Annotated in this window: 25 protein-coding genes; 19 read left to right on the top strand and 6 right to left on the bottom strand. The window is 45.8% G+C overall.

Annotated elements, in window-relative coordinates:
• Positions 1-2: 2 nt before the first annotated feature.
• The 4 genes from F8C82_RS14445 to F8C82_RS14430 all read left to right on the top strand — a co-directional run bounded on the left by F8C82_RS14445 (position 3) and on the right by F8C82_RS14430 (position 3,111).
• Entirely contained in the window at positions 3-1,004 is a 1,002-nt protein-coding gene (locus F8C82_RS14445) for a PorV/PorQ family protein (RefSeq protein WP_151694326.1), read from the top strand.
• 1 nt (position 1,005) lies between these two features.
• Positions 1,006-2,208: an NHL repeat-containing protein gene (locus F8C82_RS14440; protein WP_151694325.1), complete on the top strand. Its 1,203-nt coding sequence runs from the start codon at positions 1,006-1,008 to the stop codon at positions 2,206-2,208.
• Positions 2,209-2,308: 100 nt separating this feature from the next.
• Positions 2,309-2,710 (top strand): gliding motility-associated C-terminal domain-containing protein, encoded by a 402-nt coding sequence (locus F8C82_RS14435; RefSeq protein WP_151694324.1) that lies wholly within the window; start codon positions 2,309-2,311, stop codon positions 2,708-2,710.
• Entirely contained in the window at positions 2,710-3,111 is a 402-nt protein-coding gene (locus tag F8C82_RS14430) for a DUF2141 domain-containing protein (RefSeq protein WP_151694323.1), read from the top strand. Before F8C82_RS14435 ends, F8C82_RS14430 begins: the two co-directional genes overlap by 1 nt.
• Before the next feature lie 5 nt (positions 3,112-3,116).
• On the opposite strand, the gene F8C82_RS14425 is transcribed toward F8C82_RS14430, so the two are convergent.
• A complete protein-coding gene (locus tag F8C82_RS14425; protein ID WP_151694322.1) occupies positions 3,117-3,884 on the bottom strand; it encodes an alpha/beta fold hydrolase in 768 nt (255 codons plus the stop codon).
• 37 nt (positions 3,885-3,921) lie between these two features.
• Positions 3,922-4,659, bottom strand: coding sequence for a pyridoxine 5'-phosphate synthase (locus F8C82_RS14420; RefSeq protein WP_151694321.1), 738 nt, complete (start codon positions 4,657-4,659; stop codon positions 3,922-3,924).
• Between the two features lie 66 nt (positions 4,660-4,725).
• Between F8C82_RS14420 and F8C82_RS14415 the strand changes: the two genes are divergently transcribed.
• From F8C82_RS14415 to murI, 8 genes are all read left to right on the top strand, one after another.
• On the top strand, positions 4,726-5,385 hold the full coding sequence (locus tag F8C82_RS14415) for a CBS domain-containing protein (RefSeq protein ID WP_151694320.1): 660 nt from the start codon (positions 4,726-4,728) through the stop codon (positions 5,383-5,385).
• A 2-nt stretch (positions 5,386-5,387) separates the two neighbouring features.
• Complete coding sequence (locus F8C82_RS14410; protein ID WP_151694319.1) at positions 5,388-6,272, top strand: NAD kinase; 885 nt, start codon at positions 5,388-5,390, stop codon at positions 6,270-6,272.
• A 60-nt stretch (positions 6,273-6,332) separates the two neighbouring features.
• Positions 6,333-7,160, top strand: a complete 828-nt coding sequence (gene porG, locus F8C82_RS14405; protein ID WP_151694318.1) for a type IX secretion system protein PorG — start codon at positions 6,333-6,335, stop codon at positions 7,158-7,160.
• On the top strand, positions 7,157-7,909 hold the full coding sequence (locus F8C82_RS14400; RefSeq protein WP_151694317.1) for an isoprenyl transferase: 753 nt from the start codon (positions 7,157-7,159) through the stop codon (positions 7,907-7,909). Before porG ends, F8C82_RS14400 begins: the two co-directional genes overlap by 4 nt.
• 5 nt (positions 7,910-7,914) lie before the next feature.
• On the top strand, positions 7,915-10,362 hold the full coding sequence (bamA, locus tag F8C82_RS14395; protein WP_170266285.1) for an outer membrane protein assembly factor BamA: 2,448 nt from the start codon (positions 7,915-7,917) through the stop codon (positions 10,360-10,362).
• Positions 10,363-10,385: 23 nt separating this feature from the next.
• Entirely contained in the window at positions 10,386-10,895 is a 510-nt protein-coding gene (locus F8C82_RS14390; RefSeq protein ID WP_151694315.1) for an OmpH family outer membrane protein, read from the top strand.
• Positions 10,896-10,907: 12 nt separating this feature from the next.
• Positions 10,908-11,423, top strand: coding sequence for an OmpH family outer membrane protein (locus tag F8C82_RS14385; RefSeq protein ID WP_151694314.1), 516 nt, complete (start codon positions 10,908-10,910; stop codon positions 11,421-11,423).
• 93 nt (positions 11,424-11,516) lie between these two features.
• On the top strand, positions 11,517-12,314 hold the full coding sequence (gene murI, locus F8C82_RS14380; RefSeq protein ID WP_223279606.1) for a glutamate racemase: 798 nt from the start codon (positions 11,517-11,519) through the stop codon (positions 12,312-12,314).
• A 1-nt stretch (position 12,315) separates the two neighbouring features.
• Here the strand turns inward: murI and F8C82_RS14375 are convergent, their stop codons facing one another.
• Positions 12,316-12,843 carry a gamma carbonic anhydrase family protein gene (locus F8C82_RS14375; RefSeq protein WP_151694312.1) on the bottom strand — a complete coding sequence of 176 codons (528 nt, stop codon included), beginning with the start codon at positions 12,841-12,843 and terminating at the stop codon, positions 12,316-12,318.
• Between the two features lie 100 nt (positions 12,844-12,943).
• Here F8C82_RS14375 and F8C82_RS14370 point away from each other — a divergent pair, with 100 nt between their 5' ends.
• Positions 12,944-13,558, top strand: a complete 615-nt coding sequence (locus F8C82_RS14370; RefSeq protein ID WP_151694311.1) for a NifU family protein — start codon at positions 12,944-12,946, stop codon at positions 13,556-13,558.
• A gap of 119 nt (positions 13,559-13,677) precedes the next feature.
• Here the strand turns inward: F8C82_RS14370 and F8C82_RS14365 are convergent, their stop codons facing one another.
• Positions 13,678-14,952 carry a T9SS type A sorting domain-containing protein gene (locus F8C82_RS14365; protein WP_151694310.1) on the bottom strand — a complete coding sequence of 425 codons (1,275 nt, stop codon included), beginning with the start codon at positions 14,950-14,952 and terminating at the stop codon, positions 13,678-13,680.
• Positions 14,953-15,276: 324 nt separating this feature from the next.
• Positions 15,277-16,374, bottom strand: coding sequence for a fatty acid desaturase family protein (locus F8C82_RS14360; RefSeq protein ID WP_151694309.1), 1,098 nt, complete (start codon positions 16,372-16,374; stop codon positions 15,277-15,279).
• Positions 16,375-16,438: 64 nt separating this feature from the next.
• On the opposite strand from F8C82_RS14360, the gene pgi reads away from it, so the two are divergent.
• Entirely contained in the window at positions 16,439-18,088 is a 1,650-nt protein-coding gene (pgi, locus tag F8C82_RS14355) for a glucose-6-phosphate isomerase (RefSeq protein WP_151694308.1), read from the top strand.
• On the opposite strand, the gene F8C82_RS14350 is transcribed toward pgi, so the two are convergent.
• Positions 18,085-18,537, bottom strand: a complete 453-nt coding sequence (locus F8C82_RS14350) for a MarR family winged helix-turn-helix transcriptional regulator (RefSeq protein ID WP_151694307.1) — start codon at positions 18,535-18,537, stop codon at positions 18,085-18,087. The genes pgi and F8C82_RS14350 overlap by 4 nt on opposite strands.
• Positions 18,538-18,708: 171 nt before the next feature.
• Here F8C82_RS14350 and ccoS point away from each other — a divergent pair, with 171 nt between their 5' ends.
• Genes ccoS through ccoG form a run of 5 tightly spaced genes read left to right on the top strand, consistent with a single transcriptional unit; the run spans position 18,709 to position 23,543 of the window.
• Complete coding sequence (ccoS, locus tag F8C82_RS14345; protein ID WP_151694306.1) at positions 18,709-18,870, top strand: cbb3-type cytochrome oxidase assembly protein CcoS; 162 nt, start codon at positions 18,709-18,711, stop codon at positions 18,868-18,870.
• The gene (gene ccoN, locus F8C82_RS14340; RefSeq protein ID WP_151694305.1) at positions 18,870-21,041 is read left to right on the top strand and encodes a cytochrome-c oxidase, cbb3-type subunit I; all 2,172 of its coding nucleotides are present in this window, start codon (positions 18,870-18,872) and stop codon (positions 21,039-21,041) included. Before ccoS ends, ccoN begins: the two co-directional genes overlap by 1 nt.
• Positions 21,042-21,043: 2 nt before the next feature.
• Positions 21,044-21,241 carry a cbb3-type cytochrome c oxidase subunit 3 gene (locus tag F8C82_RS14335; RefSeq protein ID WP_151694304.1) on the top strand — a complete coding sequence of 66 codons (198 nt, stop codon included), beginning with the start codon at positions 21,044-21,046 and terminating at the stop codon, positions 21,239-21,241.
• Complete coding sequence (locus F8C82_RS14330; RefSeq protein ID WP_151694303.1) at positions 21,238-22,131, top strand: cbb3-type cytochrome c oxidase N-terminal domain-containing protein; 894 nt, start codon at positions 21,238-21,240, stop codon at positions 22,129-22,131. The genes F8C82_RS14335 and F8C82_RS14330 overlap by 4 nt, the downstream gene beginning before the upstream one ends.
• Complete coding sequence (gene ccoG / locus F8C82_RS14325; protein ID WP_151694302.1) at positions 22,128-23,543, top strand: cytochrome c oxidase accessory protein CcoG; 1,416 nt, start codon at positions 22,128-22,130, stop codon at positions 23,541-23,543. The genes F8C82_RS14330 and ccoG overlap by 4 nt, the downstream gene beginning before the upstream one ends.

The following is a 23,543-nucleotide window of genomic DNA, read 5'->3' as shown; positions in this document are numbered from 1 at the left end:
GCATGAAGAAGTTAATCTACCTATCCGCACTCGCCTTGATTTCCACAGGAATGAAAGGACAACTTCTTCCCACTTTTGGTGGCGAACGCGCTGGTTTGTCGGCCTTGAGCTTCTTGAAAAACGACATGAGTCCGCGTTCTCAAGCCATGGGTGGTGCATCTGTTGCTCTTGATGGCGATGCCTATGCTGCTTATCAAAACCCCGCAGCAATGACAGATTTGGGAACCACCGGAATCAGCATGAGCCACTATTTCATTGGAGGGGGTATTCATCAAAGCTGGCTTTCGGGCATCAAAACGCTTGAAGGAGGCGAAAGTGCCTTTGGATTGAGTTTCAATATGCTGAATAGCGGTGCCATTGAAGAGCGTACCGAATTCCAACCGGGAGGTACTGGCAACATGATTTACGCCAATAACATGGCCATCGGATTGAGCTATGCTCGAATGTTGAGCACGCAGTTTGAGTTGGGAGTTACATTGAAGTACATCTTTGAGCAACTAGGGCCATACTACAACCACACAGGGGCTGTTGACTTGGGCTTCCTATACCACACCGATTGGAAAGAACTCCAATTTGCCGTGTTGGTTCAGAACTTTGGCGGCAACTCCAGCTTGTCAGGTACCTACATTTCTTCGGGTTACAATCGCGTTCAAAGTGGTCAACTTGAAGACAACACCCTTCCCAACGTGTTTAGCCTTGGGGTTTCCATGGTGCCGTACGAAACCAAAGAACACCGTTTGTTGACATCCGTTCAACTCAACCACCCGAATGACAATGCGGAAAACTACCGCTTGGGTGCAGAGTATCAGTGGAGAAAACTCTTAGCCGTTCGAGCGGGATATAAAATCAATGTAGCAGGACAAAGCTGGCCTACTTTCGGTTTCGGCGTTCGCTACGCAATGGGTGGACACCCTGTATATGTAGATTACAGCGTAAACCCTACCAACAATTTTGGATTCCAGCAAAACGTCGGAATTCGCATCGAATTGAACAAAGACCTCTGATATGATGAAGGCTTTATCCTATATCGGCACACTTGCCCTCTTCATGGGCCTTAGCTCTTGTGAAGGATATTTCGGCGAAAAAACGGATCTCGATTTTATTGAGATTCCAGAATACAGCACGCGCGACATTGCCTACGTTCCTATCCAACCGGCCTTCACCAACTTTGGTAAGCCCGTTAGTATGGTCGTGGGCTTTGATGAACTTCTATACGTGGCAGATGAGATGTCGAGCGAAATTGTATGCCTTAATGAATCTGGTGTAGAGCAAGGGCGATTCTATATTCCTGGCTTGAAATTCGTAACCATGGATCGCGAATTTGACCTCTTGGCCATCGGAACAAAAGACACGATTGTAAACGGCGTTCCCTACAGCCTTTCTGCCATTTACCGAATTGACCAACTGAGTCCAAACGGTTACGGTTTGGATCACGCCAGAATCCAAAACACTATTGTTCATCCCTTCTACTTTAAGAACAGTTTCTCTAGTACGGATGCGCAAGTAACCTTTAACGGTATTGCTGTATTGGCGGATAATAACAACCCGACGAGAAACAACCAGTACTATGTAACTCGTCAAGGTCCAAGCGCAAACAACGCCAATCAAGGTCCGGATGATGCTGTGATTCTTTTCACGAATGACGATGTGTATGCCTCCCCTATTTCCGTTCAAACCTCTTCGGGATTATACAACGACTACTTTGAGGATCCGTTTGACATTTCCACTTTGGCAAAGGCTCCCCAGATCAGCGCAAACACGAGTCCTGATTTTTTCTTCACTTCTCGCGACCCGAACAATCTGCTCAAAGTTCAGCGAATTGCCTTTGTTGAATCTGAATTTGGCGCAGAGTACAGTCCTGTGATTTACGGATCTGATCCTCTTTCATCGGGTTATTTAAACGAGCCTGGTAAATTTACAGAGCCTATGGGGGTTACTGTTGCTGGAGATGAATCGCGATACATCTTTGTGAGCGACGCTGGATCTGATTCAATTTATCAGTTTACGGCGAACGGTCTAGAAGGCGTTCCTCCACCTGCCGCATCCGGCGAAACCAATTACGCCATTGCGAGTTTTGGAGGTAGTGGTGTTGCTTTGAACCAGTTCAACGAACCTAGAGGTTTGGCCTACTTCAATGACATCCTCTATGTCTGCGATGCGGGTAATGGCAGAGTTCTCCGATTTAAACTTACATTGGACTTTGAATAGTTGCCGTTCGTTCACTGTGAACGATATTTAAATAATTTAAGAAAGGTCGTACACATTATTGATTAGGTCTATTCAAGTAAAAGCCTATATTTGTTTCGAGATGAAATCTATTAGAACGTACATATTCGGATTATTTGCACTCGTAGCCATGCTCTGGTCGGCTGATGTTCAGGGTCAAACACAACCTGGAACCAATTACGACGGCTGTGCTATTTTTGCTGCAAATGCCTTCACTCCAAACGGAGATGGAGTGAACGATTTGTTCTCTGTAGTCGTTTCCGAAAACTGCGCTCCTGTTTCTTACCACCTCCGTGTGTACGACAGATGGGGACGTTTAGTGTATGAATCGATTGATGCATCTGAAGCATTTGACGGATACTACGATGGTCAGAAACTCAAAGAGGGTGTTTACCTCTGGAGATTGACGGCTCGCTACGAAGTGCCATCACAAACTCGTATTGTGAGCATTGACGAACGCGGAAGTGTAGTATTGATTCGTTGATGAAAGCTCTTCCACTCCTTCTTCTAACTTGTCTTCTATCGTTGAGCGCTGCCGCTCAGCACAGTCTGACTGTCACTTTTAGTGGGCTTGAATCTCGCAAAGGTGATGTGCTCTTTTCGCTGAGAGATGAAAATGGCGAACCCGTGAAGGAAATCATAGTTCCTATTCCGAATTCAGGCGTTGTAAAATACACCGTTTCCAATCTTCCTAGCGGGACATACACCGCAGCTTGTTTTCACGACGAAAATCAAAACAAGGAATTGGACAAAGGCATGTTTGGTATCCCCACTGAAATTTACGGTTTCTCCAACAATGCCAGAGGAACAATGGGTCCACCAGATCTAGAAGATCAGCGGTTTACAATCGCGGGAGATGTCACTATGGACATCCGATTGGAATAAGCAGATTACGACAGGAACTCGCAAATCACGCGGTACATTTCTTTGGGCTTCTCCGCATGAACCCAGTGCCCAGCTCCCTCAACCGTATACAGTGTACTTTTTGGAAAATGCGCTTTCAAAAGTGCTTCGTCCTCGTCTTTGATGTATCCACTTTTAGCCCCTCGAATAAAGAGCGTAGTTCCCTCGTACATCGCACTTTCCTCCATCGCTTCGCCCACCATTTCTAAGTTGGCTTCAATGGCATCCAAATTAAAGCGCCATGCCAATCGATCTTCACTCTCCCAATGCAAACTCTTCAACAAGAACTGACGCATCATCAGATTTGGCATGGAGAGTGCCAGGGTATCATCCGCATCCTTCCTACTCGAAATCTCATCAAAATTCAGGGTCCGCATAGCATCCACAATTTCTTGATGATGCACCGGATATCCCTTCGGGGCAATATCTACAACGCACAAGCGAGCTACTCTTTGCGGGTGGTCAACTGCCATTCGCATAGCGACCTTGCCTCCCATAGAATGACCAATCACGATGGCGGAATCTATCGAATGATCGTCCAGATACTCAACCACGTCTGCAGACATTGCCTTATAGGTGTGTTCGGGTGAATGAGGCGACTGACCATGGTTGCGCAAATCCAACAAGTGCATACGCATTCCGCAATCTTCGGCCCACTGTTTACCCAATGAGTTCCAGTTATCATTCATTCCAAAAAGGCCGTGTAAGATGAGTACATCTGGACCTTCACCAATAATTCTTGAGAATAACTTCATGCTTGTGACTTCTGAACATTCAACAAATGGAAGTGAATCAATGTTCGCGGCGATTCCACCCCAACTCAATTTGTCTTCTGTACGCTTGAATCGTGTTCTCCAACCCCAAATAGAGTGCGTCACTAATCAACGCATGTCCAATGGAAACTTCATCGAGATGAGGAACCATCGCCACAAAATCTGCCAAGTTATCCAGACTCAAATCGTGACCTGCATTTACTCCCAAACCCAGAGAGTGGGCCAATTCCGCCGACTTCGCATACGGTGTGGCAGCATTCGCCCCCATCGATGCGTGATTTACAGCAAAAGCCTCCGTGTACAATTCAATTCGGTCTGCTCCTAGCTCCGCCGCACCGCGAATCAAATCTTCGTCGGTTTCAATGAAAAGACTCACGCGAATTCCAGCCTCTTTAAATCGCTGAATGATGGGCTGAAGGAAATCGGCGTGAGCTCGTGTATCCCAACCCGCATTACTCGTCAGCACATCGGGACCATCGGGAACCAACGTAACCTGTGCTGGTTTCGTTTCTAATACAAGGGAGATGAACTTTTCATCAGGATATCCTTCAATATTAAACTCCGTGGTAACGGCTGGCGCCAACTCACGTGCATCGCTATAGCGAATGTGGCGTTCATCAGGACGAGGATGAACAGTAATCCCTTGAGCACCGAATCGCTCAGAATCCAATGCGGTTTGAAGAACATTAGGTACATTGCCCCCGCGAGCGTTTCGCAAAGTGGCCACCTTATTGATATTTACACTGAGATTCGTCATTTCGGCGTTGTGTTAGAAGGGTGCCAAAGGTAGAAAATCAATAAGTTTACACGATACAAACCGAGCATGATCGCGCAAGATCTCATACAATTAGACATCATTCCACTCAACACAAGCGACACCGTTGCAAGTGCACTTCAGAAAATGGAAGAGCTCGGCTTTGTGCATTGGCCTATCGTAGAGGAAGGTCTCTATGAAGGGTTGTTGTCGGAAGACCTCGCCTTGGACAACGACGAGAACACCATTATCGAGAATTTGCGTCACCAGTTGATCCACTCATCGGTAAAATCCGATCGCCATCTCACCGATGCCATGCGCAAATACGGCGAAGAAAGAGTGAGTATCCTTCCGGTGGTAAATTCCGATAATCACTTTTTGGGTTACTTGCTTCCTCAGGACATACTTCGATCATTCGGACAGACTTTTGGGCTTCAGGCACCCGGTAGTGTTCTCGTGTTAGAAGTCAACCCATACGACTATGCCATGTCACAGATTGCTCAAATTGTAGAGAGCAATGATGCGAAGATTCTGACCTCGTATATTGAAGCGGACAGCGACCGACAGAAATACATCGTTACCATCCGGGTTAACTATACCGATTTAAGTGCTATCATTGCCTCCTTTCGCAGATACGATTACACCATCGTTGACGCATGGCATGAAAACCGTTATGAACGCGACCTCAAACAAAAGTTTGATCAGTTCATGAACTATCTGAACATGTGAGTATGAAAATCGCTGTATACGGCAAATTAATTAGCCCCGAGGCTCGACCTTACATCGAGAAACTCTACCACATGCTCAAGGCCGAAGGAGTAGAACTCATCTTCTACGCTCCTTTCCATCAGCACTTAGTAGATCATTGTGATATTGAAATTGACTACCCCACCTATAGCAGTAGCATCGAATTGATTGCAAGTCAGTCTGACGTCATGCTTTCCATTGGTGGCGACGGTACAATTCTCGATGCGGCCACCTTGGTGCGCAACAGCGGCATTCCCATCTTAGGAGTCAACACGGGCCGACTTGGATTCTTGGCTGATGTGGCTAGAGAAGAAGTCAACAAAGCCGCCAAGGCACTTCTCAAGGGCAAGTACACCGTACAGAACAGGAATTTGATTTCCGTGAGCACCAGTTCACCCGATATCATTCCCGATCCGAATTTTGCATTGAATGAGATTGCCGTGAGCCGAAAGGACACCACGTCTATGATCACAGTTCACACCTGGATCAACGACGAATACCTTAATTCATATTGGGCAGACGGTTTGATCATCGCCACTCCAACGGGTTCCACGGGATACTCACTGAGTTGTGGTGGCCCCATCATCATGCCCGGAAGTGAAAACTTTGTAATCACCCCTATAGCTCCGCATAATTTGACTGTTCGACCGTTTGTAATTCCAAACCATTATAAAATACGGCTGAAGGTTGAAACTAGAGAAGATCGCTTCCTTACTTCGGTAGATTCTAGAATCTACGCTTGCGACAGTGAGGTTGAAATTTTCTTGGAAAGAGCGGACTTTAAAATCGGAACGATTCAAACCGAAGTTCAAAACTTCCCTAGCACATTACGCAACAAGCTGTTATGGGGCTTAGACAGAAGGAATTGAATCCCTCTCTTTCCACTTAGAAACACTATATTTGCGGCCGTCCAAAAGAGATGCATCAAAATGCGTAAACTAGCGCTATACGTATTGATTACACTTGGGCTTACTGCTCAAGCTCAACGCCACAATGGTTCCAATGAATTGGGACTCTTTATTGGTGGGACAAACTTTATCGGTGATGTGGGTAATTATGGCATTCACATTCCGAAAGGAGGAGTAATTGGCGTAAACTATCGACACCAGTTTGATATGCACTATTCCATTCGAGGCATGTTCAATTTTGGCTCCATTGCCAACGAAGATGCATCGAGTACAATGGAAGCACGTCAATTCAGGAATCTCAGCTTTAAGTCGAACCTCTACGAAGGAGGAATAATTGGAGAAGTGAACTTCTTGGAATACCGTCCGGGTAGCCGTAAATACAGTCACACTCCTTACATCTTCGCCGGATTCGCACTCACTTGGTTTAACCCTCGCGCAGAATACGAAGGTGAATGGTACGATCTTCAACCCTTGGGAACCGAAGGTCAACGTACAAGTGCCAACCCATCCAACTACTACCCGCTTGCCACCTGGTCAATTCCTTTTGGAATGGGCTACCGCTGGAATGTTGGCGACAGTTGGTCGATGGCCATTGAATGTGGCTTCCGCAGAACTTTCACGGACTACATGGACGACGTTAGTGGAACCTATGTAAATCCGGACATCATTCGAGCTGAACACGGCGATATAGCCGCAGCTCTCAGTAACCGAACCGACCGTCCTTACGAACTGATCGACTACGCACGTGGCAATGATCAAACCGACGACTGGTACGTTTTCACAGGCGTTCACCTCTATTTCGAGCTCACACCGTTTGTGGAAAAATGTGCAAATTTTTTAACTAGATGAGTTTGATCCCCGCGGATATCGACCAAAAGAACATTCCTACCCATGTGGCTATCATCATGGATGGCAATGGTCGCTGGGCTAAAAAGCAAGGATTTTTAACCCGTATGCGCGGACACGAAATTGGTGTAGAAGCACTGCGCAATATCGCAACTGCTAGTGCTGAATTGGGGATTAAGTACCTCACCGTATACGCCTTTTCGACGGAGAACTGGAACCGTCCAAAAGCTGAAGTAGGCGCGTTGATGCAACTCCTCGTTTCTACCTTAGGGAAGGAACTCGACACCCTTCAGAAAAATGAAATTCGCCTGAACGCCATTGGAAGAATTGAAGACCTTCCAGGCAAGTGCCATTCCGAACTTTTAGAAGTAATGGAAGCCACTAAGGGCAATAAGCAAATGACACTCACGTTAGCCCTCAATTACAGTGCTAAATCCGAGATTGTGTCAGCCGTTCAAACCATATCCGACAAAGTAGCTGCCGGAGAATTGAAAAGTGAAGAAATCAATGACCATGTCATTGACCAGCATATGTTTACAGCCGGAATTCCCGACCCTGACCTACTCATCAGAACCAGTGGTGAATTCCGCATTAGTAATTATCTCCTCTGGCAAATTGCCTACTCCGAACTCTACTTTACGCCGGTCCTTTGGCCCGAATTCAAAAAAGAAGACCTTTACGACGCTATTCGGAATTACCAAACCCGAGAACGTAGATTTGGTAAAACTAGCGAGCAGATCCAGAGCACTTGATGTACATGATTAAGAAAAGCCTCTCCCTCTTTATTGCCCTCATCGCCTTCACGGTGAACCTATCCGCCCAAATTGGAAATTCTGGTGACATTCAGTTGTTTCCAGGAACTAGGTATGAGATTGGAGGAATCACCGTAACAGGTGCAGACAACTTAGACCCAACCGTTATTCAACTTCTATCGGGACTTACCGTTGGAGATAAAATCACGATTCCGGGGAACGAACTCAGTGATGCGGTAAAAAAACTCTGGGATCAAAAACTCTTTGCAGATGTCCGCATTGTGGTGGTTCAGAAAACGGGTTCCGTTATCTTCTTGGAAATTCGTTTGATGGAACTCCCTCGACTCTCGCGCTTCTACTTTGTGGGGGTGAAAAAGAGCAAGCAAGATGACCTTCGGGAAGAATTGAAACTCTCCAGGGGAACCATCATCACCGACAACCTTATCATTACCTCGGAAAACCGCATTAACAAGTTGTTCCGGGACAAAGGGTACCTCAATGTCACTTCAAACATCGAAGTTGAATTGGATTCCAGCACCGTTGGAACCGCTACACTTCGCATCGAAGTCAATCCTGGGGAGCGCATCAAAATTGCGAACATCAACTTCTTCGGAAATGAGCACTTTGACGATGGTGATCTTCGTGGAGAAATGGAAGAGACCAAGCGCTATGCATGGTTCAACGTGTTCCGTTCTTCGAAGTTTATTCGTCATGATTACCAAGCCGACCTAAGAGCGGTTGTTGACTTTTACAACGCACAAGGGTACCGCGATGCCCGTGTGGTTACTGATTCCGTCTACCAGATTTCTCCAGATCGCGTCATGATTGACGTGACCATCGAGGAAGGTCCGAAATACTACTTCCGCAACATCACTTTCCTTGGAAACTCCAAGTATCCAACGGAACTCTTACGACGCGTTCTTCAGATTGAAAAAGGTGACGTTTACGATTCCGAGCGATTGAACGAACGCGTTTCATTTGACCCTGATGGAAACGACTTAGCGAGTATTTACCTCGACAATGGGTATCTCTTCTCGAATGTAACTCCAGTTGAAGTTCGCATCGAAAACGACTCTATCGATATCGAAATTCGAATTCGTGAAGGAAGACAAGCCACCATCAATTCCGTAAAAGTTTCGGGGAACGATCGCACGAATGACCATGTAATTTACCGCGAGCTCCGCACTCGTCCAGGTGACCTCTTCTCGCGTTCTGACATTCAGCGTACCATTCGAGAATTGGCGCAGCTAGGATACTTTGATGCACGATCTATCGGGGTAAACCCTGTTCCCGACCCACAGACAGGAACGGTAGACTTGGAATATACCGTTGTTGAACAGAGCACCTCTCAACTCGAACTTCAAGGAGGTTGGGGTGCTGGTCAAATTGTAGGTACCCTAGGTTTGAGCTTCAACAACTTCTCCGCTAGAAACATGTTCAAAGCGGATGAATGGGCTCCCCTTCCATCTGGTGACGGACAAACCATCAACCTAAGAGCACAAGCTTCGGGTAGATACTTCCAGAGCTACAGTGCCAGCTTTACTGAACCGTGGCTAGGCGGACAGAAGCCGAGATCACTTACGACCTCTATTTATCACAACATCAACCAGAGCATTGCGGTTGGTGGATACAAAATCAGTATTACCGGTGTAAACGTAGGAATGGGTACCCGCCTAAAATGGCCAGATGATTACTTCACAGCCTACGTGGGAGCAGAAATGCGAATCTTCAATTCCAGACAATACAACTTGCTGCCCGACGGTATTTCTAGAAACTTCAACATGAGCTTTACGTTGAAGCGTGACAACCGCGACATTCCTATCTTCCCTACTCGTGGTTCCAGCTTCAGCTTTACCTTAGAAGCAACTCCTTGGTTTAAATCTACCGAAGCAGGAATTGCAGATCAACCGGCAAGCGAGAAGTACGACTGGATTGAGTACCACAAGTGGAAATTCAATGCCGATTGGTACACAGAAATTGCCAAGAACACAGTATTCCGCGGGTATGCAGAATTCGGATTCTTGGGATCGTACACCGACGACTATGGCCTCTCTCCATTTGAACGCTTCTTTGTAGGGGGTGATGGACTCCAAAACTTCTCCATTGACGGTAGAGAAATTGTGGGCTTGAGAGGTTATCCAAACTTGTCGTTGAGCAGCTCTGGTGGTGATCCTCTCTTCAATAAGTTCACCTTCGAACTTCGTTATCTCATCTCTCCAAACCCAAGTGCACAGATTTTTGCATTGTCTTTCTTGGAAGCAGGTAACAGCTTTAGCAATTTTGAGGAATTCCGACCGTTCAATCTCAAGCGATCTGCAGGTGTGGGTGTTCGCATCTTCATGCCTATGTTTGGCCTCTTGGGTGTAGACCTCGGTTATGGATTTGACCCCGTTGGCAACGTAGGTTCACCTAGTGGATGGCAAACTCACTTTGTGATTGGTCAACAGTTCTAAAATTCCCTAAATTCGCCGGGCTTATGCGCACCAAATTATTGATACTGTTTTTCGCTTTGTTTACTGCCGTTTCGGCATACGGACAACGCTTTGGCTATGTGGACACCCAGTACATACTGGAACAGATCCCAGAATACGGTCAAGCACAGCGTGAAATTGATCGCCTTTCTACGCAATGGGCTGGTGAAATCGAAGCGCTTCAATCTGAAGCTGACGGTCTTCAGCAGGCTTTTGAAGCGGAACGCATTCTTTTAACTGAAGAAATGCAAACCGAAAGACAGGCGAACATCGATGCCAAACGAAAAGAGGCACGCGAATTGCAAATCAAGTATTTCGGTCCACAGGGTGAACTGTTTAAGAAGAGAGCTGAACTCGTTAAACCCATCCAAGACCAAGTGTATAATGCAGTAAGAGAGGTTTCCAGAAGGAGAAAATTAGACTTCATGTTCGACAAGAACGGATCGGTTACCATGCTCTACGCAAATGATGATAATGATTTCAGCGATGATGTGCTGAGAGAACTAGGCTACTAAAAAAAGAGAAAAATGAAACGCATTTTCAAAATGTTCGCTGTTGCGGCAATGTTCCTATCTACCACTGCAGTTTTCGGACAAGCCAAAATTGGACATTGTAACACAGACTCGCTAATTGTACTTATGCCCGAGTACAAAACAGCTATGGAGACTTTAGAAACTCAACAAGCTCAATATGAGTCGGAGTTGAAGCAAATGCAAACAGAGCTAACACAACTTAGCCAAACCTTCGAAGCTCAAAAGGCTACCTACAGCCAGCTTCGATTGGAGCGCGATTCACAAGACCTACAGAACCGCTACCAAAGAATGCAAGAGTTTGCACAAGACGCTCAGAAGAGATTGTCTGAACAAGAGCAACAGCTCCTTCTTCCTGTTATTGAGAAATTGCAAGAAGCTATCAATCAAGTAGCAAAAGACAAAGGATTAGACTACGTTCTAGATAGCTCACGCCGCAATGGTGTTGTCATCTTTAAGAACGATTCTAAAGATATCTCTACTGCTGTAAAGACAAAGTTGGGTCTAATCTAATTCGACACCACTACTTCTAGAAAACCTCGGTTCTACCGGGGTTTTTTTATGCACCATTTCCTCGTGCAATTAGCTATTCGCTATCTTTCCCAAGTGAAACAACCCATAGGAATATTCGACTCTGGAGTAGGCGGACTTACCGTTACTCGTGCCATTCGGCAATTGCTGCCCAATGAAGACTTGCTCTATTTTGGTGACACGGCACACCTCCCTTACGGAGAGAAATCACCTGAAGCCATCCGTAGTTATTCCAGAGGGATTGTTCAGTTTCTGCTAGAGCACAAAGCCAAGGCCATCGTGATTGCATGTAATTCGGCCAGCTCGGTAGCCACAGATATGCTCATAGAAATGGTAGGGGATAGAATTCCTATCATCAACGTGATTGATCCCATTGTTCAATCCATACCACTCGAATCGAAACACGTAGGGATCATCGGTACAAGAGCCACTATTTCATCCGGAGTATATCAAGAAAAGATCGCTGATCAATTCCCGCAGAAGTCCATCAGTGCTCTGGCAACACCGCTTTTGGTGCCCATCATTGAAGAAGGATTGGAAGAGACGGTCATTTCTGAAAATGCAGCTGTTCATTATTTATCTCTTCCCGAAATGAAAGAGATTGACACGTTAATTCCAGGCTGTACTCACTACCCTTTGCTCACGAAGCTGTTCTCTCAGATTTTGGGGGAAGATGTCGCCATACTCAACACACCACAAATTGTAGCATTGAATACGCAGCAGCGTTTGGGCGATTTAAATCTTCTAGAAAAGGGCACCAAACCTGGTATAGCGAAGTTCTACGTGAGTGATTACACTCCCACATTTGAACGCATTGCCAAACACTTCTTTGGAGCCGACATCTCCTTATCGGAATTGGATATCTGGAAGTGATCTACAGGTGGCTATTCTCCTTAAACCAACCTGAATACATTACGTAATTATTCGCAATTCGCTCCACTTCACCTTTGGTCAGTTCAGGAGTGATTTCCTTGATCTTGCGCGCAGGAATACCAGCGTAGATACTGCCCGAAGTTACATGCGTGCCCTCCGTGAGCACCGCTCCCGCAGCGATGATAGAATTGCTCTCTACCACACAGTTATCCATTACAATTGATCCCATACCGATTAGCACATTGTCGTGAATAGTACAACCGTGCACAATGGCATTATGACCAATACTCACGTTGTTTCCAATGGTAGTAGGTGCTTTCTGATAGGTGCAGTGAATCACCGCATTATCTTGAACATTCACCTTATCTCCCATGCGTATGGCATTCACATCACCTCGGACAACTGCATTAAACCAAATGCTACATTGATCCCCCATTTCCACATCTCCAATCAAGGTTGATGTTTCTGCGAGGTAGCAATCCGTTCCCATTTTTGGGTGCTTTCCGAGTACGTCTTTGATCAAGGCCATAGTTAGAATCTATTGAAAGTGGTCAACTTTATGTGGACAGTCAATGGTGTAACAAAGGTCGTGAATATCGACTATCTTTGCGGCAAACTAAGCTTCAAAAATGAGCACAGAAAAGGTTCCTGTAGAGATCTATGCTGAAATGACGCCCAATCCGGCTGTTATGAAGTTTGTTGCCAACATGAGATTGATTGATGGTGATAGCGTAGAATTTCACAATATAGAAGAGGCGAAGCCTTCACCCCTTGCTTCGCAGTTGTTCCACTTCCCCTTTGTAAAAGAGGTTTTTATCTCCACTAATTTCGTGGCGATTTCGAAGTTCGACATCATCGAATGGGAAGAGGTTACCCAAGAGATTAGAGGCTTCATTACTGAGTACGTTCGCGATGGTAAGCCCATCCTAACCGAAACAGTGGCTATTAAAGAGACTGCGCAAGAAACAGCTTCGAACATTACTCCAGATGTGAATCCAGAAGACTTGAACGAAGTAGAAACGCGCATCGTTGAAATCTTAGAAGAGTACGTTAAACCAGCCGTGGCACAAGACGGTGGAAATATTCGCTACGCGGGATACGACAATAAAATTGTACGTGTGCAACTCCAAGGTGCATGCTCCGGTTGTCCATCTTCTACCATGACCTTGAAAAACGGTATTCTGAGCCTTTTACAAAAAATGCTACCGACTCTGGTAGATGATGTAGAAGCAATTAATGGATAACAAAAAAAGCCGAATCTTGAGATTCGGCTTTTTTTTTTCGCTTCTGGCTGAAGCCTTCAGTCTAGCTTCAAGCCTAGTTTTCGGTTCTCGCGGCTAACCTCCGACTACTATCGTCTAGCTCACTCCCTGCTAAACCTCATCACATACTCTTCATCTCCTTTCACCACTCGTAGAGTGTAGGTTCCGGTTGGGAGTTCGTGAATTGTGATGACTTCATCTTTATAGGTCATAGATTTTCGCATCACTCCTGCGATATCAATGATCTCTACGCGAGCATCACTTAAGTCGACATCCTCGGATGACAGTTGAATGAAGTCCTTTGCTGGGTTGGGATACAGAACCAAATACTTCTTTCTCTCTTCTACACCGGCAGTAGGACAGAGCGAATTTCCATCAAGGGTATCTCGAGTGATTGCAGATTCACATCCTTTGAAATACTCAATGGTTACTATGTAATTACTCTTCAACGTATAGCCAACGGTGTCTATAAACGAAGAGGAATGAGTCCCATTCCCAAAATCAATGTATATACTATCCGCATTCTGTGTTCCGCGGCAATCTACCACCACGTAGCATGTGGTAGGAGTAGAATGACTGACGTACCAATTCATTTGAGGCACGATAGAGGTCGTGTCAATTCGCCAAGTAGAAACACTATCAAATACCGTCGTTTCAACCTGCGCTTGGATAAAGGCAACGTCCGCAGCACTCAAACCACTGGGCGACCACGCACCGACGGGACTCTTATGAAACATACTGGCATAGAAAGTACAAGCTGAAAGATAAGAACCTGCCAAGCTTGGGTGACTCTCATCTGAGGTATACAATTCTATAGCACTTGCTCCGCGCGTTTCTCTCCAAACGGCTCCAACTGGACTCACAGCGGCGTTGTTTTGCTGCGCCATGATCAAATAGGAACTGCGCAAGCGCGCTTGCATTCCTGCATACGTACAAAGCGGTGGATAGTTAGGACAATTGTTAGCATCGCCATTCTTACGCCCCCAAGTCATGTAGAACAAAGGGGTTACACAAGAGCTATATTCCCGTGCTGTATCCACCAACATCTCTGCATAAGGCAATACTGCGCTCGCTACTTGTGCAGGTGAAAAAGAAGGTCGCTGACTCTGTTCTTGTAGGACCACATAGTCCCATCCTCCGGCTCTCAGCTTTGTTTGGGTATTAGCATTCGTGGTGTGCGATTGCAGTGTATACCCCCCAGGCGTACTGCTCTCTGTATACAAACTGTCGCCCATCGACCTCGCGATGGAAGACACCATATTCGGCATGTTGTTGTAATACGTATAACTGTTTCCAATGAAAAGAGCACGCGCAGTGTCTTGGCCAAAAGACGCCATCGACGAGATCAATAACAGGAGAGTAAGAATACGTGTCATAGTAACCGATTTTGGTAAATATACGGTCTTTGTTATCAGGTGTTAGGCATCATAATCAGACTTCAGATTGTTGACCTCAGACTCCAAACACCAAACACCAACCCCCTAAAACTCCTCAAACTCCTCAAACTCCTCAAACTCCTCAAACTCCTAAAACTCCTAAAACTCCTAAAACCCCTAAAACGCCTAAAACATCTAAAACCCCTAAAACTCCCCCCAACAACCTCAAAACCCCAAAACCAATCCTAAGATCCGTTTTGGGGTTTATATAGGTGAGGCTGGCTTAATGCCGGTGCCTGATGTCTAGTGACTGATGTCAGTAGCCTAAGCTACCGCTGGAGCCTTGCCCATTTGGTTCAAGAACTTAATGTGAGCAATAATTGCTTCCAACATATAGGAGTGCTTGTGGTAAGGAAGTCCATGTTCTTTCGCCGTAGCTTCAACAATCTTAGAAAGTGCGGGATAGTGAACGTGGCTTACGTGTGGGAACAAGTGGTGTTCAACTTGGTGATTCAATCCACCTAAACTCCAAGTGATGATTGGATTCTTCATTGCGAAGTTAGAAGTGGTCAACAAGTTGTTAACCTGCCATGCGCCAGGTCCTGTAATCTCTTCTCCTACTGGGTGCTCTACTTCTGGAACTACGTGTGCCAATTGGAAGACGAAGCTCAAAACGAAACCAGCTAAGAAATGCATAATCACAAAGCCCAAGAGAACTTGATACCAAGGCAATCCCACGGCAATTGGGGTGATGATAAACACCGCAATGTAAATCGCTTTGATGAATGCGAGTTTGGTAAGCTCTTTCTTCACTTTCGTTTGGAACTTAGTGAGTAACCCCATCTTGTTATAGCGGGCAACCTGACTAAAGTCTTTAACCAAGACCCAATTCAAGGTGAGTAGGCCGTAAATAAACGGACCGTAGAACGCCTGATACTTGTGCATCTTCTTCCACTTATCACCTGGGTGCAAACGCAACAAACCACGTGTTTCAAGATCTTCATCTTGTCCGAGGTGATTTGTGTGATTGTGGTGAAGGTGATTGTGTTGAATCTGCCAAGTGAGAACATATCCACTCAACAAATACATACTTGCACCAAACAATTTATTCACTCCTGATTTCGGACTTACCGAACCATGGTTTGCGTCATGCATTACATTCATTCCAATTCCGGCCATGCCAAATCCCATAAGAATCCAAGCAATCCAGAACATAGGTGCTCCACCAATTCCCGCAAGCATTAATGCGAACGGAACCCAATAGAGTCCGGCCATAACTACAGCTTTGAAATAATATCTGAAGTCGGCATACTTTGATTTACCATCTTTATTAAGATAGTCGTGAACCCTTCTGTTTAGGTCCGAAGCGAAGGCTTTATTCCTTTCGGCAATAGAAGCCATTGTGTCTTTTGTCATACTCATCGCGCCAAAGTTAGTGATTCGACCAAAGGAAGTCGTTAACTTTGAGGTTCAATCTTCCAATTAGATGCTAGAAAGAACTGTACCTACCGAAACACAAGCGTGGAAAAAACTCGAGCAACACGCTCGTGAAATGCGCAGTTTCTCTATTCTTGAGAGTTTTAAAGCTCAATCAAACCGCTTTGAAAACATGTCGATTCAACATCCAAAAATGTTGGCTGACTTCTCTAAAAACAAGTGGACGGAAGAAACGATTTCCCTCTTTAAGCAACTTTTTGAAGAGGTCAATCTCTCAAAAGCTATCGATGCTCAATTCTCTGGTGACATCATTAATGAAACGGAGAAAAGAGCGGTTTTGCATACCGCCCTACGTCGCCCTTCTACCGATGAAGTGAAAGTAGACGGTATGAATGTGATTCCTGAGATTCACAAGGTACTCGCTAGTATGTACGCCTTTGCCAATAAAGTAAGAGGTGGTCAATGGAAGGGCTACACTGGAAAAAGCATCCAGCATGTGGTAAATATCGGAATTGGCGGATCAGACTTGGGGCCGAGAATGGTTTATGAAGCATTGGAACCCTTCTCTCGTCCTGATCTCACTTTCCACTTTGTATCGAATGTAGATGGAGCCGACATCTCTCACGTGCTTCGTGAAATAGATCCTTCTCGAACGTTGTTTATCATTGAATCGAAAACGTTCACTACCCAAGAGACCATGACCAACGCCCATACGGCGAGAACATGGTTCTTGACGTATGCGAAAGATGAGGCTCATATCGCAAAGCATTTCGTAGCCGTAAGCACCAATCATGAGAAAGTCACCGAATTCGGAATTGACGCCCAAAATATGTTTGGCTTCTGGGATTGGGTAGGTGGTAGATATTCTGTGTGGAGTGCTATTGGGCTTCCTGTTTGTCTCGCCATTGGTGAAGAGCACTTCGCTGCATTTTTGAAAGGGGCTCACGACATGGATGAGCACTTCCGAACGGCTCCATTTGAAGAAAACATCCCTCAATTGATGGCTGCTGCAGGAATATGGTACCGCAACTTCTTAGGTGCAGATAGCATGGCCGTATTGCCGTACAATCAAAAATTGAGTCGCTTTGCCGCTTACTTGCAGCAGGCAGACATGGAGAGCAACGGAAAGAGCATAGACAGAAATGGCAAGAACGTTGACTATATGACGGGGCCCATTGTTTGGGGAGAGCCCGGAACCAATGGTCAGCATGCCTTTTATCAGCTCATCCACCAGGGGACTTCACTTATCCCTTGTGATTTTATAGCCAGTGTAGAACCTCAGCACGCATTGAGCGATCATCACAGAAAACTACTTTCTAACTTCTTTGCTCAAACCGAAGCTTTGATGGCTGGAAAATCGGAAGCCGTTGTTCGGGCAGAATTGGAAAAAGCGGGGAAATCGGAGGATGAAATCAATCGTTTGACACCTTTCAAGATTTTTGAAGGCAACAAACCCACTACATCCTTCCTACTCAAAACCCTCGATCCAGAAACAATGGGTGCTCTCATCGCCATGTACGAACAAAAAATCTTCGCTCAAGGCGTAGTTTGGAACATCTTCAGTTTTGATCAATGGGGAGTAGAATTAGGCAAGCAATTGGCTAACGTCATTCTACCTGAATTGGAAAGTGGAAACGTAGGTCAGCACGACGAATCTACCGTAGGACTGATCAACTACTACTTAGAAAACAGAGCTTAACCTCTCATTTTATCGAGTAATTCACTGAGTTGAGCTGCCTCTTCGTCGGTGAGTCTATCGTTCATAGGATTGTACAAAGCAACTTCCTTTGCTCGGATGCGCTCAACGAGATCTCGCCCCTTCTCGGTAATCACCACTTTGACCAGTCTGCGATCATCTTTGTTTCGCTCTTTTGCCACCTTGCCGCATTTCTCCAAACGATCAACTAATCGAGATGCATCACTCATCTTATCGAGCATTCGTTCGCGAATTTCTCCGGTCGTAATACCATTGGGATACTGACCATTCAAGATGCGGAGCACGTTGAACTGTTGCGCCGTAATACCAAACTCCTTAATAAAGGAGGCGAACTCCTCTTTAAACCAGTTGTGAGTGAAGATTAAATTGATCACCGCCTTCTGCTGGTTGGTCTCAAATTTCTCCTGTTTTATCTCGTCACCGATTTTCATGTCTCTCTAAATTAGGGTGTAAATATATCATTGTTCTAACATAGGTGCGACATTTAAGGTTCATTACGTTTCAAAACATGATAAAAGTCATGTTGCGAAGTGATGGTAGTCATACATACAGCAAATAGCTCATGGTAGATTTGTTTCGGTATTAAGGACCACATATACCTTATGGAAATCATCTACCTACTCATCACAGTCAGTTTGCTTGTTGCTCTGGTATTCTTAGGTGCCTTCATCTGGTCGGTAAAATCCGGTCAGTTTGACGACTCCTATGGATCATCTGTGCGTTTGCTACACGACGATGATGAAGATCCCAAATCCCAATCCTAATGGAACTAGAGAAATTCCACTACGACAACCGCATCGTGCGGGACTTCACCTTCGCCACAATTGTATGGGCCATCGTGGCCTTCCTTGTGGGAATTACTATTGCCTCGCAGCTCTTTGCTCCGAGCTTAAATGCCAATTTGGAGTTCTTGACATTTGGTCGACTTCGCGCCATTCACACGAATGCTGCGATTTTTGCCTTTGTAGGTAACGCCATTTTTGCCGGTGTTTACTACTCGCTTCCGCGTTTGCTTAAAACGCCAATGGCCAGCAAAACACTTAGCAAAATTCACTTTTGGGGTTGGCAGTTAATCATCTTATTAGCGGCAGTTACGCTAGCGATGGGTCTCACTTCATCCAAAGAGTACGCCGAATTGGAATGGCCTATTGACATCTTGATTACGCTAATTTGGGTAGTCTTCGGTGTGAATATGTTCTGGACCATTCTCAAGAGAAGAGAGCGCCACTTGTATGTAGCCATTTGGTTCTACATCGCAACCTGGGTAACGGTAGCGGTTCTTCACATCGTAAACAACTTGGAAGTTCCAGTTGGTATGTGGAAGAGCTACTCGGTATTCGCTGGTGTTCAAGATGCTCTTGTTCAATGGTGGTATGGCCACAATGCGGTAGCCTTCTTCCTTACAACGCCTGTGCTCGGTTTGATGTACTACTTCGTACCGAAGGCAGTAAATCGTCCGGTTTATTCTTACCGCCTGTCCATCATCCACTTCTGGGCTCTTATCTTCATCTACATCTGGGCAGGTCCACACCACTTATTGTACACCTCATTGCCAGACTGGGCTCAGAGCTTAGGTACTGTCTTCTCTATTATGTTGATCGCTCCAAGCTGGGGTGGTATGTTGAACGGTCTACTCACCATGCGTGGTGCGTGGGATAGAGTTCGCGACTCTGCCATCTTGAAGTTCTTTGTAGTTGCCATTACTGCTTACGGTATGGCTACCTTGGAAGGTCCACTACTCTCTTTGAAAAACGTAAACGCCATTGCGCACTTTACCGATTGGATTCCAGCACACGTACACGTTGGAACACTCGGATGGAACGGCTTCATCATCTTCGGTATGATTTACTACCTCATTCCGAAGCTTTACAAAACCAAACTATACAGTGAGTCATTAGCGAATACTCACTTCTGGATTGGCACCCTAGGTATCTTGTTCTGGGCTATCCCAATGTACATTGCCGGTTTCACTCAAAGTTTGATGTGGAAACAGTTTGATGCCGATGGAGGTTTGGTTTACAACTTCCTCGATACAGTGACTGAGATCATGCCGTTCTACATCATGCGTGCTATTGGTGGTACACTTTACCTAATTGGTGCACTTCTAATGGTAGTGAACGTTTGGAAAACGGTTGCTACAGGTAAGCTGGAAGCGAATGAAGAAGCTGAAGCCGCTCCGCTACCTAAAGAATACAAGAAGCACAAAGGCGAATACTGGCACCGTTGGATCGAGCGTCGTCCAGTTCAATTGCTCATCTTCAGTACCGTTGTCATTCTCATCGGCGGTTTGGTGGAATTGGTTCCTACCATCTTGTCTAAAGGCGGTGTTGAGAACCACGATTACGTAAAACCATACACTGCTTTGGAATTGGAAGGTCGCGACCTCTACATACGCGAAGGTTGTAATGCTTGTCACTCTCAAATGGTAAGACCATTCCGTTCTGAAGTGGTACGTTACTCAACGGTAAGTCAGGAATACTCTAAGGCCAGCGAATTTGTGTACGATCACCCGTTCCTTTGGGGATCTAAACGAACAGGACCGGATCTACACCGCATTGGCGAACGTATGCCTGGCGCCTCTGGTGCAGCATGGCACTACAACCACATGTGGGATCCAGCAGCAACTTCTCCAGGTTCTATCATGCCGCGTTACCCTTGGCTATTTAGCTTGAGTGGAAACGACGCAACCCTTGATCGTTCACAAACCAAAGCTAAGCTTGAAGCAATGCAAGGTTTAGGTGTTCCATACACCGACGAATACATCGAAAACTGGGAAGCCGAAATGGATGCCCAAGCGAATGAGATTGCCGAAATGTTGAACAGTGATGCGAACATTGACGGCGTAGGTGCAGAAGAAGAAATCGTTGCCTTGATTGCATACTTGCAAAAGTTAGGTACCGATATCTCAAGAGATGAAACGGCTACAAACGAGTAATCATGATTAAGTTTCTAAAAGGCCCAATGGAAGCCATCGAGAACGTAGAGATCTTTCCGATCATCAGCTTCTTGATCTTCTTCACCTTCTTTATCGGCTTGTTGATTTACGTCATTCGCCAACCGAAGAAAACCATGGATGAAATAAGCTCCATCCCCCTAGAAAACGATGATGAACCATCTGTAAACTCAGCATCATGAACGTGAACCTATTCCTATCAACAACCACAGGTCAAGAGGAAGATCTATTCCAAGGCCTGTTCACCGATCCAGTTTTTTGGATGGCTCTATTCGTAGGTGTCTTCCTCCTCATCACCCTTTCTGTGGTAAACAACGCACTGAATGTGATGAAGGAAGTAAGCCTAAAAGCACAAGGCAGATGGAAGGAAGCTGAAGAAGCCGAAGAAAGTCCGAGTGCCCTATTACAAGCGCTTACTGCAGCCGTACCTGTAAGTCAGGAAGATGAGATCATGACCGATCACGATTACGATGGTATTCGCGAGTTGGACAACCGTTTACCGCCATGGTGGCTATGGGGATTCTATGCTTCTATCGTATTTGCTGTGGTTTACATCTTCCGCTTCCACATTTCTGAATCTGCTCCGTTGAGCGATGAAGAATACGCGATAGAAGTTCAAATGGCAGAAGAGGCCATCGCAGCACGCCAAAAAGCATCGGGAGGCCCTACCATTGACGAAAGCAATGTAACCTACCTCAGCGACGCAACCAGCTTGGCGGCAGGTGCTGAAGTTTACGCTTCTCGTTGTATCGCTTGTCACGCTGAAGGCGCTGCGGGTATGACCGGTCCAAACCTTACCGACGAGTATTGGATTAATGGCGGCGGCATTAAAAATGTGTTCAACACCATTAAAAATGGGGGGCGAAAAGGAACGGCAATGATTCCTTGGAAAACACAACTCTCCGCAGAGAAAATGCAGCAAGTAGCGAGTTACATCATCTCCCTACAGGGCACCAATCCACCGAATGCAAAAGAAGCAGAGGGCGATCTATGGGTAGAAGAAGCTGCGGCTGAAGAACCCGTAACAGATGAAATCACTGAAGAATCTGAAGAGGTAAGTTCCGAAGAATGAAAACCTATTCCCCCATGGATGATAAATTCCGCGATTCCATCGGCACAGTAGATGCCGATGGAAAGCGGAAATTCTTAAACCCAAAACGCATCACCGGTTATTGGATGAAGAGGCGTACATGGGTTGCCATGGGGCTTTTGGTGTTTTTCTTCGCCATTCCTTGGATTGAAATTGGCGGAAAACCCTTCCTTCTTCTAGATGTCTTAGGTAGAAAATTTGTGATTTTCGGATCTACTTTCTGGCCGCAAGACTCCTACCTCCTCGTTCTAGCCATGATTAGCGGGGTACTCTTTGTAGTGCTCTTCACCGTGGTATACGGACGAATTTTTTGTGGTTGGATCTGCCCTCAGACCATCTTTATGGAACACGTCTTCCGGCGAATTGAATACTGGATAGATGGAGATAGAGGTCAGCAAATACGATTGCGCAAACTCCCTTGGACTTCTTGGGAGAAAATCTGGAAAAGACTTCTAAAGAATACCCTCTTCTGGGGAATTTCTTTCCTCATTGGGAATACTTTCCTAATGATTCTCATCGGAACTGACCGTTGGTGGATCATGGTAGAACAAGGTCCAACCCAACACTGGGGGAACTTCATCAGTTTGGTGATATTCACCACTGTATTCTACCTTGTCTTTGCATGGTTCCGAGAACAAGTATGCTTAATGGTTTGTCCTTACGGCCGACTTCAAGGGGCCATGATTGATCGCAAGAGTATTGTGATTGCCTACGACAAAGTGCGCGGGGAACCACGAGGAAAGTTCAAGAAAAACGAAGACCGCGAAGAAGCGGGCAAAGGCGACTGCATCGATTGTAACCAGTGTGTGGACGTGTGTCCTACGGGTATTGATATTCGCAATGGGACGCAACTCGAGTGTATCAATTGTACGGCTTGTATCGATGCCTGTGATGTGATCATGGACAAAATCGAAAAGCCACGCGGACTCATCCGCTTTGCTTCGGAAGAAGAAATCACTTCTGGTGAAAAGTGGAAATTCACCACCAGAGCCAAAGCGTATACCGCCGTACTCGGTATCCTACTTATTGTCATGGGCTTCTTGGTGTCAGAACGCCCAATTGCCGAAGTAAAACTCTTCCGTGCGAAGGGACAACTCTTCACCCACGACAAAGCTACTGGTGAAGTTCAAAACGTGTTGAAGTACACGATTATCAACAAAGCAAATGAAACGCTCGACTTAGACATCGAGCTCGTTGAACCCGAAGGAACCGTTGTCTACATCGGAGCAGAACCAGACTCCATTGCCGTTGGAAGTTTTGTGGAGGGCATCCTCCTCGTCAAAATTCCAGCGAGCGAGTTGGTCACTGATCGCGATAAGGTTCACTTCCAGTTTAAGATCAACGGTGAAGTATTGGACGATCAAGACTTTACCTTCCTAGGACCACGTAAATAA

Source organism: Phaeocystidibacter marisrubri, from assembly GCF_008933165.1.
Lineage (GTDB): Bacteria > Bacteroidota > Bacteroidia > Flavobacteriales > Schleiferiaceae > Phaeocystidibacter > Phaeocystidibacter marisrubri.
This window is presented reverse-complemented; position numbering and strand designations above follow the sequence as displayed.